The organism is Thermococcus thermotolerans (assembly GCF_024707485.1).
Taxonomy (GTDB): domain Archaea; phylum Methanobacteriota_B; class Thermococci; order Thermococcales; family Thermococcaceae; genus Thermococcus; species Thermococcus thermotolerans.
This window is the reverse complement of the sequence record NZ_CP102602.1, coordinates 636959-653407: the sequence shown is the minus strand read 5'-3', so window position 1 is coordinate 653407 and position 16449 is coordinate 636959. Positions and strand designations below refer to the sequence as shown.

Below are 16449 nucleotides of genomic sequence, written 5' to 3'. Positions count from 1 at the left end.
TTTTTATCCGCCAATTTTGTCTGTGAATTCTTAAATTTCAGGGGGTGCTTGCATGGGAGAGACTCCAATACTGGAGATGAAGGGCATAGTGAAGGTGTATCCCGACGGTACCAGAGCGCTCAAGGGTGTTGATTTGACCGTGTATCAGGGCGAGATACTTGGCCTCCTTGGTGAGAACGGCGCTGGAAAGACGACCCTTATGAAAATCCTCTTTGGAATGCTCCATCCCACCGCGGGTAAAATCTACGTCCGCGGTAAGGAGACCCGCTTTAAGAGTCCGGCTGATGCACTCGCAAACGGTATTGGTATGGTTCACCAGCACTTTACCCTCGTTGAGGTTTTTGATGCCCTTCACAACATAATCCTGGGAATGGAAGGGCACGGGATGTTCTCGAAGATAGATGTTGACAAGGCGAGAGAGAAACTCCAGAGGCTTATGGAGGATCTCAACTTTAAAGTACCCCTGGATGTCCCGGTGGAGGAGCTCCCCGTTGGAGTTCAGCAGAGGATTGAAATCCTCAAGATGCTTTTCAGGGACGTTGATGTTCTCATACTCGACGAGCCAACGGCAGTGCTGACGCCTATTGAAGTCGAGGAGCTCTTTGCAGTCCTCAAGAAGCTGAAGGCGGAGGGCAAGACGATAATTTTCATCAGCCACAAGCTCAACGAGGTCATGGAACTCACCGACCGCGTTACCGTCATCAGAAAGGGTGAGGTCATAGGAACCGTCAACACGAGCGAGGCAACGCCCCAGCTCCTTGCGAGGATGATGGTCGGCAGGGATGTCGTTCTCAGGATCCAGAAGCCACCCAAGAAGCCGGGAGAGCCCATACTTGAGGTTAAGGATCTCTGGGTCAAGGGTGACCGTGGTGAGGACGCCGTTAGGGGGCTCACCTTCCAGGTGAGGGCCGGGGAGATATTCGGTATAGCCGGCGTCGAGGGCAACGGCCAGACGGAGCTTATTGAGGCCATAACCGGACTTAGGAAACCTGAAAAGGGAAGTGTTCTCCTCAACGGCCAGGATATTACCGGTAAGCCTCCAAAGGAGCTCTACGATGCTGGAATGGCCCACATCCCGGAGGACAGAACTCACATGGGCCTGATTCTTGACATGACCGTTACTGAAAATGCCATACTCGGACTGCAGTGGAGGAAGGAGTTCCAGCGCTGGAAGGGTGCAATAGACTGGGGCAAGGCGAAAAAGCATACGGTAAAGCTCATCGAACAGTTCGAGATATCCGCTCCCGGAGTGGACGCCCCCGTCAAAAGCCTCAGCGGTGGAAACCAGCAGAAGCTCATCGTTGCCAGAGAGGTCAGCAAGGAGCCCGTCCTTGTGATAGCCTCCCAGCCTACGAGGGGTGTTGACGTTGCCTCAACGGAGTACATCAGAAACTATCTGATCAAGCTGAGAAACGAGGGCAAGGCAGTCCTTCTTGTTTCGGCTGACCTCGATGAGGTCATCCAGCTCAGCGACAGGATGGGAATAATCTACGAAGGCGAGTTCATGGGAGTTGTCAAGCCTGAGGATGTCACCACAGAGGAAATAGGAATGATGATGGGGGGAATACGCTATGAAGAGCTCAAAAAGTGATGCCCTTAAGTTCTTCAACTTCAAAGCTCTCATCGAGAGCCTCATAGCAATATTCGTCGGCTTCCTCCTGGGGGCCATAGTGCTCCTTGTTTTCGGATACAGCCCAGCTGAAACCTACTACTGGCTCTTTAAAGGTGCCCTCGGCTCAACCAATGGTATAGCCAGCACCCTTGCGTACTCCACTCCGATAATGCTGACTGCACTCACCTTTGCCATAAGCGCCAGGACTGGAATATTCAACATAGGTGCAGAGGGTTCCTTCTACTTCGGTGCGATAGCGGCCGTCATCTTCACCAACATATGGGGCAACATGTGGTTCGGTCTCGCTATGGGCATGCTCCTCGGCGCGCTCTGGAGCCTTCCGGCGGCCTTCCTGAAGGTCTACCGCGGTGTCCACGAGGTTATATCCACCATCATGCTCAACTGGATTGCGTGGTTCTTTGTCCTCTGGCTCGTCGTTGGTCCTTACGCCAATCCAAACGACCCCAACAAGACAATAAGGATACCTGAAAGCGCGAGGCTTCCCCTGATAGGCAACACCGACCTCTCAATAGCGTTCATAATTGCCGTCATTGCCTCAGTCCTCACGTACTACCTCCTCTGGCATACCGTGTTCGGATTTGGCATGAGGGCAAGCGGGATTAACCCAAAGGCGGCAAGATACGGCGGAGTTAACCCGAACAAGGCAATAATATGGTCCTTCGTCATAGGAGGAATCATGAGCGGCCTCGGTGGTGCAATGAAGATCATGGGCGAGCCGCCAACATACGCCATAAGCCAGGGAATGGCCAACGTGTATGGACTTGGTTTCGATGGAATAGGCGTCGCCCTCGTTGGCAGGAACCATCCGCTGGGCATAATATTTGCGGCTATATTCTTTGGAATGCTCCGCGCCGGAACACCGCTGATGCAGATTGGAGCACAGGTGCCTCTGGAGATCATCAAGGTCATACAGGGCATCATAGTCATAACCGTAGCCATACCCGGGCTTTATGACCTCATCAAGAAGGCTTTCAAGAGGGGGGAGGCCTGATGGACCTCGGGTCAATAATCTCAATCCTGATTACTTCCCTCATGGCAATGGTGCCGATAGTGCTGACGAGCGTCGGTGCCGTCTGGAGCGAGAGGGCCGGTGTTGTCAGCATCGGCTACGAGGGAGTCCTTCTCATGAGCGCTTTCTTCGGAGCAATAGCGGCTGAAGTGACCGGCAGTGGCATCATGGGGCTTGTTGGCGGCATAGCCACGGGCATCATCTTCGGAATCCTCCATGGGGTACTCACGGTGTATCTCAAGGGCGACCACATCATACCGGGCATAGGCATCAACCTGCTGGCTATGGGTGTCGTCCCCTTCGGTATCCTTGCCTACTGGGGAACTGCCGGTCAGCACCAGGTTGCGGTTACTCTCTGGAGCTGGAACACCAAGTACGGAAAGATAAGCCCCATGGTGTTCGTGACCATAGCAATAGCTGTAATAACCTGGTGGGTGCTATTCAAGACTCCCCTTGGACTGCGCGTTAGGTCTGTCGGTGAGAACCCCGAGGCGGCGGACGCACTCGGTATCAACGTCGAGAAGTACAGGTTCTGGTCAACGGTCTACGGACACGCTCTGGCCGGTCTCGGAGGAGCGTACATGAGCGTCGCCTGGCTCGGTGTTGTCCAGAAGACCATGTCCGCCGGCAGGGGATTCATAGCACTTGCCAACATGGTCTTCAGCGGCTGGAACCCCCTCGTTGCCCTCCTCGGCGGCTGGCTCTTCGGGTTCTTCGACGCACTGGCGGCGTGGCTCGCACCGCTCCACATAATACCGGGGCAGTTCATCCTGATGCTGCCCTACATAATGACCCTCATCATAGTTGCAGGAATCATCGGAAAGGCTAGGCCGCCGAAGTGGGACGGAAGGCCCTACAAGAGGGAGTGACTTCCCCTTTCCATTTTTGTTTTAAAGAAAGAAAAGAAACACGAAGGAGTCACTTTTTGATGAGGACACCTATGGCAGTCCCCAGAACGATTCCGGCCACCAGAGAAAGGGCAACGTATCTCGTCACGTCCGTCTCGGCCACAGGTTTGTTTTCAGGTGCTTTTTCACCGAGGGCTCTAATAATGGCGGCGCTGTTTTCGATGAGTATTTCCGTATAGGGCCTACCGCTCCAGAAGACTCTTATCTCCACCAGCGGTTTTCCGCTTTTGGCTGAGAGCTCCCTTACGGCATCCTTCAGCTGATCGGGGCTGTCCACGGCATAGACTATAACGTCCGACTTGAGCGCCGTTGAAACGAGTTCATCTACCCCCATCGCGGGGATCTCCTCTTCGGGTTTTACAGACGCTATCGCTTTGATTCCAAGCCACTCTATTGCATACTGATCCGCGGGCATCTGGATTACTGCACTTTTTTCGCCCTCGACGATGGCCCTATAGGAGCGCATCACAGTCATTACGCGGTTCTCGAAACGCTCATACTCCACCCGGTAAACGTTGGCGTTGGCCCCGTCGACCCTTTCAAGGGCCCTTTCGGTGGCCTTTGCTATTGCCAGAGCGTTGGTTGGGTCCAGCCAGATGCCGTGGGGGTTGTCCTTATCGTTGTACCAGTATTCGGGCAGATAACGAAAGCCCCCCCTCCTGTAGTCGTCAATGAACAGAACCTCAGCTCTTATTGTGCCCTCTTTCTTCAGCTCATCTATCCTTTTCTCAACCGGTAGGTGGCCGCCGGTTGTTACTATCACGTCCGCCCTCCGGAGGAGCTCTATCTGGCTCGCTGTGAGCTGGTACTCGTGGGGGTCTGCACCCGGGGGTATCAGATAGACCACCTCAACCGAATCCCCGAAGGCGTCGCTCACTATTCCCTCCAGCGGTGCTATCGTTGTCACCACCAGGGGCTTTTCCCCCGAGGCCCCCATCAGAGGCACAAGCGCTCCAAGGAACAGCATGAGGGGGACAAATACCCTCGCCTTCATTTTCGGTCACCCGAATTCTGTTCCCCTCACGGGTTTTAAACCTGCTGGTACCAAAACACTTAAAATGACGTGTTCATTAAATACCACGGTGGGTTGTTATGAAGAGACTGGTCGCGTTAATAATTGCTCTTGCCGTGACAGCGTCGGCAGTACCTTCCGCAGCATATGAAATAACACCGGGCGTGTCTGTGGGAATCAGCCCGAACTCAGAACTACTGAGCGTTGTATATTACCTGGCCTTCGGCAGGGATGACCCCTTCGTCATCCATCGGGGAGGTTATCTGGACGAAGTCGATGCATGGTTCGGACCCTACCGAAACCATCCGGCCGTTACAATGCTGAGGGAGCATCTTCAGAACGCTACCAGCATCTCCGACAGGGATCGTATGCTTTACTATCTTGAGGCGGATCTGCTCCAGTGTACTGAGCCTCCAGAGCTTCGGCAGTGGGCAGGATTCTACGACCCCTGGACTTCGGAGTACCTTGGGGTTCTCAGGGATTTCGCAAAGAAAAGCAACTTTATGGAGTTCTACAGGCAGCATGAGGACTACTATGCGGAAGATATAAACGTCTACAAAGGTGCCCTTGAGCAACTTCCTCCCGACGACTTTATGGGTGACTATATTGATGTTTCCAACGTACGCTTCGAGTTCCAGCACCCATTTCTTGTAGCGATACACGGACACAGCTTTAGCCCTGTGAGGGATGGAACCCAGATATACGGTGCCGGCGGGATGGTCCCGCTGGTAAGGAGGGATCCACAAAGAACCCTCTGGAGTCACAAGACCGCGAGGGATACCGTGTTTGGTCTGCCGCTCAACAGAGACTACATAAACAACACCGGATTGGATCGGCTCATCTATCTCAGTTTTGTTTACCATGAACTCGGCCACGATACAACGGTTCCGGGACTGAACAGGTACTACGAGGACACCTACAGCCTGCACTACCTGGAGGACACGATAGAAGGTGACATGCCCTACCTCGCCACCTACGACATACATTTCTGGTGGGATACTATGATGATATACGAGGGCTTCGCGGACGGCTGGGCGGACTTTGCTCTTCTCCACGTTGACCCCGACTACTCTGCCCTGGCTATGTGGATGCAGAGGGGCTGGGGGGAGTTCTGGATCGACGACGTGCTCAGGATATACGAGAAGTATGCGACTCTGAGCCAGAAGAACGGTGTCTCAATCGAGGAATACGTGGATGATATGCTGGCCGAGCTCAGGAAGAGCGTTCCTCCTGAAGTGGCGGAGGACATGTATCAGCAACGCGTTCCCGTAACTCCTCTGAGGGCCTTTGACAGGGGTGCGGTCACTGGGAAAGTCGTGGTGGTTTACGGAACGCAAAACCCCGACCCCAGAGGGACGGAATACGATAGGGAAACCGCCGAACTTATAGCGGACAACCTCAGAACCTTCTACTCCCAGTGGAACGGAAGCGTGGAGATAGTCGTTAAAGCCGATGTGAACGTGACGGAGGATGAGCTTGGAGAAAACCTTGTTCTCGTCGGAGGCCCCGCGGCGAATTCGGTGGTCGCTGAGATGCAGGAACACTTCCCGCTGCGCTTTGTGAAGGAAGGGGGCCACTGGGTGGTCGAGCATGGCACCAACTGGAGTGTCGAGTCGTTCATAATAACCGAGAACGAGAGTGATCCGGTGATGAAAGGGCGGCTCGATCTATCGGATGACCACAATGCATCGCTCCTGGTCGCGGTGAGGAACCCCAGCAATCCAGCGAATTACATCGTCTGGATAGCAGGAGCAGACCGCTACGGCACCAGGCTCTTCAGAAACCCGACGTACTACCTGAGCAGCTACGAGATATTTACGGGAAAAGAGATAGAGATGGGCTTCTACGTTCAGCCGCTTTCCCCGTCCTGAGGGGATTTCTCCCCCTCCTTTCCATTTCCGTTGCTCTTGATGTGGGGCTTACCGATGGCTATTGTGAACCCCTTGAAGCTGTCGTCCTTTCTGTTGAACTCTATCGCCAGGGGGAGGCCGTTGTCTTCATTAAAGACTATGCGTACTATCCTCGCCCGCGAGTGGTCGTTCAGGTAGTCCTCTTTGAGGCCATCGTAGTCTTCGAGAACCCTGTCTATGCTTTCGCTGTGCATGTCGTAGATTTCCCGGGCGTAAACGCTGTGGCTCCGGATTTCTTCGACCTTCTTATCTTTATTCAAGCTACCACTTCCCGGGCTTCATGGGGCTTTGCGCCATGCTCCCTCCCGGAACTTAAAAACTTTCCTGCGCTCGGCCATGCGGAGGGCTTCCTCAAGCTTGCCCTTCGGAACCTCAAGGTTGTGGAGCTCCTTGAACAGCTCAATGATTTCATCGGTGGTTAAAGCCTCCCTCTCCTCGAAGAGGTTGCCGACAAGGTTTATCATGTCCTCGACGAAGTTCCATGGGAAGACTATCCAAGCCCAGTCGATTTCCTCGCCGTAGTAGTCCGGCTTAAAGCGTGAGCCCTTTATGGTGAGGAGCGTTGCGACCCTTATCTCTGCCGGCTTCTGTCCCTCGACGTAGTTCTTAGCAAGCGTTAGGCTCTCACCGGTGTCGCTGATGTCGTCCACTATGAGGACTTTCTTCCCACCCAGGTCATAGTTGCTCCCGTACTTGAGCCTGGCCTTTCCGTCCGGGGTGGCGGTAACGCCCCAGTGCTCGACCTTGAGGCTGACGAGGTCCTTGACGCCGAGGTAGTCGCAGTAGAGCCTTGCCGCGATCCAGCCGCCCCTTGCGAGGCCGACTATGACGTCCGGCCTCCAGCCGTCCTCCAGAACCTTCCAGGCACCTTCCTTTGCCCACCTTTCTATGTCGTCCCAAGAAGCGAGATAAGCCGGAAACTTCTTCATTGTATTTCCCTTAACGGAGCAAGGGGAAGGTTATATTTAAGCGTTACGCTCGGAGCTTTGACGTAAATATGGCAAAAGAGGGTGGGGAAATCAGACCTTAACCCTCTTCCATATCGTCCCCTGCGGTGTGTCTTCGAGCTGGATGCCCATCTCCCTGAGCTGGGCCCTTATCTTGTCCGCCAGGGCGAAGTTCTTCTCCTTTCTGAGCTGGGCGCGGACCTCTATGAGGAGCTCGATGAGCGCCTCCTCCTCACCGGCCCTCTGCTCCCTGAAGTAGTCCTCGAAGATTCCAAAGACCTCGCTAACTATTCTGAAGAACTCCCACGCCTTCCTGAGGATGCTCTCCTTTGGCCTTTCGACCCTGCTGAGGTACCTGTTTACGGCGCCGCTTACCTCGAAGACGGCCTTGAGCGCCTCTGCCGTGTTGAAGTCGTCGTCCATAGCCTCGTAGAACTTCTTCCTCGCGTTCCGTATAGCCTCATAGGCCTCGAACTCCTCGCTTTCCCACTTAAATGAGATCTCCGCCTTCTCCATTGCCACGCGGATGTTCTCAAGGGTGTTGTAGAGCCTCTCCAGGTTGTTCCTGGCGTGCTCCATGCCCTCCTCAGTGTAGTCTAGTGGCGAGCGGTAGTGCCTCTGGAGGACAAAGAGCCTTATGACCTCTGGGTCGTAGCGCTGGAGCATCTCCCTTATGGTCACGAAGTTGCCGAGGCTCTTGCTCATCTTCTCCCCGTTCACCATCAGGAACCCGGTGTGGAGCCAGTATTTGACCCACTGCTGGCCGGTGCACGCTTCCGTCTGGGCTATCTCGTTCTCGTGGTGCGGGAAGATGAGGTCGTTGCCGCCGCCGTGGATGTCGAAGCTCTCCCCGAGGTACTTGGTGCTCATCGTGGAGCACTCTATGTGCCAGCCGGGCCTTCCCTCGCCCCAGGGGCTTTCCCACTTGGGCTCCCCGGGCTTGGCTTTCTTCCAGAGGGCAAAGTCTTCGGGGTTCTTCTTGCCCTCACCGGGTTCAACTCTTGCGCCCTTCCTGAGCTCTTCAAGCTTTATCCCGCTGAGCTTTCCGTAGTCCCTGAACCTCTGAACCTCGAAGTAAACGCCGTCAGAGCCTTCGTAGGCGTAGCCCTTCTCCTCCAGCTTCTTCACGAAGTCTATGATGTCCTCGATGTGCTCGGTAACGCGCGGATAGATGTCCGCCGGCTTGACCTTGAGAGCTTTCATGTCCTCAAGGAAGTACTTCAGGAACTTTTCAGCCAGCTCCTTCGGATCCTCGCCGGTCTCGTTGGCTCTCCGGATTATCTTGTCGTCTATGTCCGTGAAGTTCATCACCATGAGGACGGTATAACCGCGGTGCTCCAGGTACCTCCGGATGACGTCGAAGGCTATGTATGTCCTGGCATGCCCGAGGTGAGTGTAATCGTAGACCGTCGGCCCACAGACGTACATCCTGACCTCGCCTTCCCGTAAGGGCCTGAACTCCTCCTTCTGTTTCGTCAGGGTGTTGTACACTCTTATGGCCATCTTCTCACCACCGGGGGAACTTTGGAAGGTTCTTTTATTAGGTTATCGTTTGTGAAGGATACCCGCCCTTTTCATAGCCATCACGACGAGTGCTCCCGCCCCGGAGAGGATTCCCGCTCCGATGAACGCGGGGGAATAGTCAAGCGAGCCGCCCATGATCCATGATGCGAGGGTTGGTGACAGGGAAGCCAGGCCGAAGGCGGTAAACACGAGCCCGTAGTTGGCCCCCATGTTTTTGACGCCGAAAGCCAGAGCCGTCAGGGTGGGGAATGACGCGAGCGTTACCGCAAAACTCCAGCCTATGATAGCGCTGGCGAGGTACAGGGAGATGTCGCTGGTGACCAGGAACGGAAAGGCCAGAAGTGTAGCCGCCTGAAGGAGGTACGTAACGTCCATGACCATCAGGGGACCGTACCTGTCGTTGAGCATTCCTGAGAGCGGCCTTCCGAAGCCGTTGAAGAAGGAGAATATCGAGATGGCCAGGGCGGCACGCGAGGGGCTCAGGTTCAGCACCTGCTCCCCGTAAACCGGGACAAGGCCTATCACGATGAACCCTCCCGCGGCGACCAGAGCGAAGGTCAGCCACGTCATCCAGAAAGTGGCAGTTCGGACGGCTTTCCTTGGCCCGATGTCGTCCCCCGTGTTTGAGCTCCCTTTCCTGGCCGACACGTGGAAGCTCTCCGGTGGATTCTTGACCAGTAAGGACGCTAGGAGGCCAAGTCCTCCGGTTATAAAGCCGAGGGCAAGGAACGTAGTGGGTATCCCGAGGCTCGGTATCAGGTGCCTGGCCTTCAGGGGCGCAAAGAGCATTGCGGCTATTCCAAACCCCATCACGGCTATCGATATCGCCAGGGCCGGCCTGTCCGGGAACCACTTCCTGGCGGGAGGTGTTGTCGATGCATAAACCAGACCGCAGCCAACACCGCCTATAAGGCCGTATGTGAGCGCGAGCCATACCGGTGTCTGGAACCTCCCGACGAGTGAAGCGAGAGAATACGCCACCACGAAGAGCAGGGAACCAAGCATGGCGGTCTTTCTGGGCCCCCTAACGTCCTGCATCCTGCCGGCAGGGAACATCGTCAGTGTAAAGACTATCATGAACACGGTATATGGCAGAACTGCCTCCGCCCTGCTCCAGCCAAAGGCCTTCATCATGGGATAGACGAAGACGCCCCACGCGTAGGAGATTCCTCCAACGAGGCCCATCAGAAAGGTTCCCACAAGAACTACCCATCTCTGTGTACTCGTCACCACTTTTCCCAATATGTCCTGAAATGAACGTCTTAAAACCCTTTCGGATTTAACCCCCGGCAAAAGCTTAAAAACCGACTCCTTCAATCGGGGTTAGAGCAGTGAAAGGAGGTTACGGTGATGAAGGTTCAGAAGGGAGACGTTATAAGGCTCCACTACACCGGAAAGGTCAAGGAGATCGGTGAGATATTTGACACGACCTTTGAGGATGTCGCCAAGGAAGCCGGGATATACTCTGAGAAGGGAATCTACGGCCCGGTTCCGATAGCCGTTGGCGCTGGCCACGTTCTCAAGGGCCTCGACGAGCAGCTTGAGGGGCTTGAAGTTGGGGAGAGGTACGAGATAATAATCCCGCCCGAGAAGGGCTTCGGAAAGCGCGACCCCAAGCTCATAAAGACCTTCACCCTCGGCCAGTTCAGGAGGCAGGGCATCTACCCCTTCCCGGGCATGCCCGTCGAGATAGAGACCGAAAGCGGAAGGAAGCTTAAGGGCAAGGTTCTCACGGTCAGCGGCGGTCGCGTTAGGGTCGACTTCAACCACCCCTACGCCGGCAAGCACCTCGTATATGAGGTTGAGATCGTCGAGAAGATTGAAGACCCCATCGAGAAGGTCAAGGCCCTCATAGAGCTCCGCATGCCGATGGTTGACACCGAGAAGGTCATCATTGAGGTCGGTGAGAAGGACGTTACCGTTGATTTCGGCCAGCTTCTCAATGAAATCGACAAGAACACCCTCGTCCTCGGTGAGATACTCCTTGAGAGCGACCTCAAGTTCATAGGCTACGAGGAGGTCACCTTCAAACCAAGCGTTGAGGAGCTCCTCAAGCCTCCTGAGGAGGAGAAAGAGGCCGTCGAGCTTGAAGAAGAGACCAGCGAGCCCCTCGTTGAGAAGGGTGAAGAAAAGGAAGGGGCAGAGGAGAAGGCGGAGGAGACCAAGGAGGAGCCCGAGGCCGAGAAGGCCGAGGAGAAACCGGAAGAAGCCCCCGAGGAAAATGCCGAAGAGCCGAAGGAGGCAAAGAAGGAGAAGAAGCCCAAGAGAAAGACCACGAGGAAGAGCACCAAGGGCAGGAAGACACGCAGGACGACCACCAAGAAGACCACCAGCAAGAAGAAGGTCAAGGCCGCCGAGGAGAAGAGTGAGGAATCCAAGGAGGAGTGAAAAGCTTTTATCCTTCTCCCTAAACTTTTTCTCATGAGGATCCGGAGAAATCCTTGGGTTCTCTACACTGCACTGTTGCCGTTCATCCTCCTCGTCCGCTACAGCGACGGCGGGATTTTCCGATGGGCAGGCTATAACATCCTCTTCTACTTCGCCTCGCCCCTGCTCCTCGTGAGACTCCTTGGATTTAAGCCCGCTGAACTGGGGGTGAAGGTTGGAAAGGAAGAAGGGTATAAATGGGCGCTGGTACTGTTTCTGCTGACGATCCCCCTGAGCCTCTACGGCACGACCGTGCCCTCTATGAGGAACTACTATCCGATATTTGAGTACTCCGGTTGGGGCGACTTCTTCTTCAAGGAGCTGGCGGTGGGAGTGATAATGTTCTCCCACGAGGCGTTCTACCGGGGGATTATCCTCTTTCCGCTCGCCAGGAAGAAGGAGTGGCTCGGCATACTCGCACAGGACATCCCCTACGCGCTCGTGCACATCGGCAAGCCGGGAATAGAGGTTCCATACTCCTTCGTGGCAGGGATAGTCTTCGCCAAGATCGACCTCAAGAGCGGGAGCTTTCTTCCAAGCTTCCTGCTCCACTGGTTCGGGTCGGTTCTCTTTGATATCCTCTGCGTCCTCCTCTGAGCGAAAGGCCTATTTAGGGGAAGGCATAAACTCCTTCTATGTTCGGTTCCGAGATATACACCAACCGCCGCTACTGGGAAATCGACCTTCTCCGAGGCATCGGAATAACTATGATGGTGGTCTCAAACTTCGTAACGGACTTACAGCTGTTCCTTAACTACTCCTCCCACAGGACTTTCTCGTTCGCCTTTGCCCTCACCACGGCCACTATATTCGTCTTCGCCTCGGGCCTCTCAATGTGGATAAGCTACTCCAGAACGCTGGGAAAAAGTGCCAGCCCCTATAGGAAGTACATCATGCGCTTTTTCAAGCTCTTCGGCCTTGGACTGCTGATTACAGCTGTAACGTATTTCCTTGGCATGACGATCCATTTTGGAATCCTCCACTTCCTCGGCCTTGCAACGCTCCTCGGAATGCTTTTTTACAGGTTTGGGCGCCTTAACGTGCTCTGGGCGGCCTTCTTTATCCTCGGACATCTGGTTCTCAGGAACTTCCACGATGGACTCTGGCTTCTGCCCATTGGAATCATGCCGGAGAACTACTTTACCCCCGATTACTTCCCGATATTCCCGTGGTTCGGGGTCTTCTTACTCGGAATGACTGCAGGGAGCGTTTTCTATCCTGATGGGAGGAGAAAAAGGGAGATAGACCTTCCATCGAGTCCGCTAATTCACTTCGTTGCCTTTGCCGGAAGGCACACCCTCCTGATCTACATGATCCACCAGCCGATCCTCGTGGGCCTGCTGAGGCTCATTTACGGTCCTCTTCCCGGTCTTCCAATCTAAACCGGAAAATTTAAAAGGGTTGTTCCAACTTCAAATCGTATGAACGTGGAAATTAGAGCCATGCCGGATAATGACGACCTACGGGAGTGCATAAAGAAGGCCGCACTTGAGGCCCTCGTGGACGAGGCGTCGAGGGACGAGAGCGATTTCGTGGGAAAACTATTCTCACCGGGTTTGGGATACAGGCTCAGGGAATGCGCCAGGCCTAAAGCAGAGGTCGAGTTCTCTCTCGGAAGATGGGTGGTCGCGAAGGGAAGGGGCGACTACCTCAACTTCGTCGAGGGTCTACTCTGCCTCCTCGCGTGGATTGACGGAAGTTTCAGGAACGCAAGGGAGATTGCCAGAATAACCGGCGTAAAGCTCTCCGGTAGGGTCAGGGGAGGCAAGCTCGTTCACGAGTTCGGCACTAAAGATGGGGCGGCCTTTGAGATAAGGAACAGCTCGCTGGTTGCCTTTGGGGACGACGACAGGAGAGAAGTTCCAGCGAGCGCGGTGCGAGAGGAGATATGGGACTTTCTCCTCGGGCCGTTTCCTTGGCAGATGAGGGAGCTCTGGGAGAGGTACTCCTCCGCCGGGCTGGGGAGGGAGTTCCTCCGCAACACTGCCCCGGTCAGGCTTCTCCTCAAGGTGGTCGGCTATGAAAGTGAACTGGAAGTTCGGGACTGAGTGGGGGACACTACTTCAAAATCTTAAGGAACTCATGGAGAGTGGAGACGTTAAATACTACCGCTCATCGGTTCTTGAGGACGACTACCTCGTCATCTCCAGAGATAATTCAATCTTCTCCGCGGACTGTTCCATTCTGAGGGCCATCGAAGAGCTCGCGGCCTTCAATTTCTCCCTCCTCGAAATCAATGGCCCAGTGGAGCAAACGGAACTCAGAAATGGGCGGGTTGATGACTCTCCATACCTCCGCTCCCTCGTCGGGGGAAACATCGAGCCGTTCCTTGACGAGCATCCCGTGCTCGGCCTCGGCTCCTACGACCCCTTCATAGACCTCCATCTCGTTCCGGACGGTGAGAGAATCCGCGTCCTCTCTCTGAGATGGTACGGCCCGCATCAATGGATTTATGACGAGATTCCGGTCAGGGAGTGGCTCGACGGCACTGTTGGGTTTATCGCGATGGCAATTAGAGACATGGAGGCCATGAGGGAAACCCTCCTCCGCTTCGGCTACTCGAACTATCCGGAAATCCTCAGCCGGGCCAAGGCTTTACTGCGCCTCCTCCTTGACGCCCACCCAGTTGATATCGACGCATTACCACCAGCTTACGCCCCGTGGGAAGTGGAGAAACTCTCCCGGTTCACCTCCATGCTTTTGCTCAGGGACAACGTTGAGGGCGCGCTGACGGTAATCTCGACCCTCAGGAATCCAAACCACTTCCTCACGGCAGTCTTTGAGATAGGCTCTGAAGTTTCTTTCAAAGTGGTAGAGGAGTTTTACCGAAGTTTGCCCACGGAATACAGGGAGAAGGCTCTGGCACATCTGGTTTACAGGGTCACTTGGGGAGGGCTCTACAACGAGGGGCTGGAACTGGCTGAGGAAGTCGGAAGCGATGAAGCGTACCACTCCGCCGCCATAGCACTCATCAACTCGGGACTGCACGAGATGGCCCTGAAGATTTCCGAAAAAATCGAAAACCGGTGGCGCAGGGGAGAGGTTCTTCTTAAAATTTACTTCGAGCGGCCAGAGCTGGTCGAGGAAATAAAGGAGAAAGCCCCTGAGCACGTGAGGGTCTTCATTGATGAAAATGGAGAAAGTTATGATTTCTTTACAGTTTAGATACTCTGGCCGTCCCGTAGCCAACGAAGAGCACCCTGTCGGGATCTAAAGCCTTCAGAACCTCCGGCCTGTGGGTGATTATCAAAGCAGTTATGCCCGCTTCCCTTACTATCTCCGCAACTTTCTTTGCAACGCGCATGGCCGTTAGCGTATCGAGATGGGCCGCGAACTCGTCCATCAGGAGGAGGTTCGGCTTTTCGGCCAGAAGCGAGGCTATCTTCGCCCTCTCCTTCTGTCCGGTGCTCAGCTCAGAGAACTTGGCCCTATACAGCACCGCATCGCTCAGGCCGGCCCTGTTGAGTATCTCCACGGCGGCGTTTATGTCCCTGATCTTCCTGTAAACGTGCTCCAGTATGCTCTCGGAGCCGAAGTTCGGCTCGAACTCACCTGGTATCAGGACTGAGGCCTTCACGTTCCCGGGCACTTCTATCCGGCCGGTGGTTGGCCTGTACCTCTCCTCCCACCAGCCGTTTGCAGAGCCGAGAACGAGCCTCAGCAGGGTGGTCTTTCCTGCCCCGCTCGCACCCACTATAGCAACCAGTTCGCCGGGCTTTATCTCGAAGTTGAGGTTCCTCAGGACGGGCCTCTGGATGACGCGGTGTCTCACACCAAAGGCCTTCAGCAGTTCCTGAATCTCCTCCGGCAATCCTTTAATGTCGAGCTCGCTCTCGAAGACCTTGCTCACGTTGATGAACCTTATCGGCCCGCTCAGAGGCTCAACCTTTCCGTAGCTCGGTTTCCACAGCTTTCCATCCTCCGGCGCGTACGGGTCTTCCTTCAAAAAGCGCTCGATGTATTCCTTAGCCTCTTCGCTCAGCGGGTAGAAGAGGACGGGCCTTCCACTGGCGGTCTCCCAGAGGAACTTGAAGCCGACCTTCTCGAAGAAGGGGTTGTAGCGGGCCATCTGGGCTATGGTCTCGACGAGGTGCTTCCTCTTCCTCATCTCGGGAATCCTGCGCTTGGCTACCCATTCGAGGGCGGATTTGACGCTCAGCTGTCCCAGCCCGTCGGAGCGGTAGTCTGGGTGAACCACAACGCGGGCAATCCTCGCTCCGGCGGTGTTGGTCTCCGCCAGGGCCTTCCACTTGGCCTCCTCCCAGAGGTAGGAGCGCGCTATTCTTTTCTTGTACCTCCTCCTCAGCTCCTCGTAAAGCTCTCTCATTATCCTCTCAGGCCAGAAGGCCGGATGAAACCACTCCTTAGGAAAGACTTTTTCCCGGATGTTTTTCTCAACTTCGCCGTTCGGCAGGCTGCGGTGCATGAGGGGTATGGGCGGGTCAATCCGGACGTAGCTCAGGATTTTTGGCTCGTACTCCTCCCTCTCGACGAGCTCAAGGATCAGGAAACGCGATGCTGGCGTGGAACCCTTTATCTCAAGGATGTGCACATCCTCGCTCCCGCAGACGGGGCAGGCTTCCCTCGTGTTCGCCTCGAAGATGTGTCCGTTCTCACAGCGCCACAGGGCGACCTTCTCCTTTTGGCTCGCGTAGTGGTACTGCTCAAGCTCCGCTATGGCCTCAAAATCGCTCTCGTATTTGGCTTCTCTCGCGCGGAGTCTGTAGGTGTAGAGCAGCTCACCTGTTAAAGGCGAGTAGCGCTTCGCCTCAACGGTTTTCTCGAAGAGGGGCCAGACCGGAATTTTATCTCCATCGTAGAACTTCCAGAGACGGTAGTCGTCGAAGTCAAGGACCTTAGCCCCGTTTCTCTCCCTCGGCTCGTTGAGAACCTCTATCTCCACCTCGTCGCCCGTCAGGAACCACTGGGCTACGGTGCCGGTCATGTAGAGGCGGTATTTTCCCTCCTCCGCCTCAACTTCAAGGATTCCAAACCAGCGGTGTTTGAAGCGCGGGATTTCGCTCCCGACGACCTTTCCCCGTATGAGCATGGAACCACCGAGTAAAATAGGGCAAAGGG

15 protein-coding genes are annotated in these 16449 nt (G+C 55.1%); 9 read left to right on the top strand and 6 right to left on the bottom strand.

The genetic code is table 11. The features are described from left to right. Window positions 1-52: 52 nt before the first annotated feature. Genes NUS69_RS03750 through NUS69_RS03740 form a run of 3 tightly spaced genes read left to right on the top strand, consistent with a single transcriptional unit; the run spans window position 53 to window position 3511 of the window. Complete coding sequence (locus tag NUS69_RS03750; protein ID WP_258084496.1) at window positions 53-1591, top strand: ABC transporter ATP-binding protein; 1539 nt, start codon at window positions 53-55, stop codon at window positions 1589-1591. Further along, window positions 1572-2624: an ABC transporter permease gene (locus NUS69_RS03745; RefSeq protein WP_258084495.1), complete on the top strand. Its 1053-nt coding sequence runs from the start codon at window positions 1572-1574 to the stop codon at window positions 2622-2624. The genes NUS69_RS03750 and NUS69_RS03745 overlap by 20 nt, the downstream gene beginning before the upstream one ends. Continuing rightward, window positions 2624-3511 carry an ABC transporter permease gene (locus NUS69_RS03740; RefSeq protein WP_258084494.1) on the top strand — a complete coding sequence of 296 codons (888 nt, stop codon included), beginning with the start codon at window positions 2624-2626 and terminating at the stop codon, window positions 3509-3511. Before NUS69_RS03745 ends, NUS69_RS03740 begins: the two co-directional genes overlap by 1 nt. A 49-nt stretch (window positions 3512-3560) precedes the next feature. On the opposite strand, the gene NUS69_RS03735 is transcribed toward NUS69_RS03740, so the two are convergent. Continuing rightward, complete coding sequence (locus tag NUS69_RS03735; RefSeq protein ID WP_258084493.1) at window positions 3561-4544, bottom strand: metal ABC transporter solute-binding protein, Zn/Mn family; 984 nt, start codon at window positions 4542-4544, stop codon at window positions 3561-3563. Window positions 4545-4642: 98 nt separating this feature from the next. Here NUS69_RS03735 and NUS69_RS03730 point away from each other — a divergent pair, with 98 nt between their 5' ends. Further along, window positions 4643-6433 (top strand): hypothetical protein, encoded by a 1791-nt coding sequence (locus tag NUS69_RS03730; RefSeq protein WP_258084492.1) that lies wholly within the window; start codon window positions 4643-4645, stop codon window positions 6431-6433. On the opposite strand, the gene NUS69_RS03725 is transcribed toward NUS69_RS03730, so the two are convergent. The 4 genes from NUS69_RS03725 to NUS69_RS03710 form a co-directional block, all read right to left on the bottom strand. Further along, on the bottom strand, window positions 6412-6732 hold the full coding sequence (locus NUS69_RS03725; protein ID WP_258084491.1) for a hypothetical protein: 321 nt from the start codon (window positions 6730-6732) through the stop codon (window positions 6412-6414). The two genes, NUS69_RS03730 and NUS69_RS03725, sit on opposite strands and share 22 nt — an antisense overlap. Before the next feature lie 18 nt (window positions 6733-6750). Beyond that, window positions 6751-7401: a phosphoribosyltransferase gene (locus NUS69_RS03720; protein ID WP_258084490.1), complete on the bottom strand. Its 651-nt coding sequence runs from the start codon at window positions 7399-7401 to the stop codon at window positions 6751-6753. A gap of 90 nt (window positions 7402-7491) precedes the next feature. Then, the gene (cysS, locus tag NUS69_RS03715) at window positions 7492-8922 is read right to left on the bottom strand and encodes a cysteine--tRNA ligase (protein ID WP_258084489.1); all 1431 of its coding nucleotides are present in this window, start codon (window positions 8920-8922) and stop codon (window positions 7492-7494) included. A gap of 42 nt (window positions 8923-8964) precedes the next feature. Further along, window positions 8965-10176, bottom strand: a complete 1212-nt coding sequence (locus tag NUS69_RS03710) for an L-lactate MFS transporter (protein WP_258084919.1) — start codon at window positions 10174-10176, stop codon at window positions 8965-8967. A 114-nt stretch (window positions 10177-10290) separates the two neighbouring features. On the opposite strand from NUS69_RS03710, the gene NUS69_RS03705 reads away from it, so the two are divergent. The 5 genes from NUS69_RS03705 to NUS69_RS03685 are packed head-to-tail and all read left to right on the top strand — an operon-like array spanning window position 10291 to window position 14535. Then, window positions 10291-11331: an FKBP-type peptidyl-prolyl cis-trans isomerase gene (locus NUS69_RS03705; protein WP_258084488.1), complete on the top strand. Its 1041-nt coding sequence runs from the start codon at window positions 10291-10293 to the stop codon at window positions 11329-11331. A 33-nt stretch (window positions 11332-11364) separates the two neighbouring features. Then, entirely contained in the window at window positions 11365-11967 is a 603-nt protein-coding gene (gene mrtA, locus NUS69_RS03700; RefSeq protein ID WP_258084487.1) for a CPBP family archaeomyxosortase MrtA, read from the top strand. Window positions 11968-12005: 38 nt separating this feature from the next. Beyond that, window positions 12006-12752 (top strand): heparan-alpha-glucosaminide N-acetyltransferase, encoded by a 747-nt coding sequence (locus tag NUS69_RS03695; RefSeq protein WP_258084486.1) that lies wholly within the window; start codon window positions 12006-12008, stop codon window positions 12750-12752. 39 nt (window positions 12753-12791) lie between these two features. After that, a complete protein-coding gene (locus NUS69_RS03690; protein ID WP_258084485.1) occupies window positions 12792-13418 on the top strand; it encodes a hypothetical protein in 627 nt (208 codons plus the stop codon). Beyond that, window positions 13390-14535 (top strand): hypothetical protein, encoded by a 1146-nt coding sequence (locus NUS69_RS03685; RefSeq protein WP_258084484.1) that lies wholly within the window; start codon window positions 13390-13392, stop codon window positions 14533-14535. Before NUS69_RS03690 ends, NUS69_RS03685 begins: the two co-directional genes overlap by 29 nt. On the opposite strand, the gene NUS69_RS03680 is transcribed toward NUS69_RS03685, so the two are convergent. Then, window positions 14525-16420 carry a GNAT family N-acetyltransferase gene (locus NUS69_RS03680; RefSeq protein WP_258084483.1) on the bottom strand — a complete coding sequence of 632 codons (1896 nt, stop codon included), beginning with the start codon at window positions 16418-16420 and terminating at the stop codon, window positions 14525-14527. The genes NUS69_RS03685 and NUS69_RS03680 overlap by 11 nt on opposite strands. Window positions 16421-16449 lie beyond the last annotated feature (29 nt).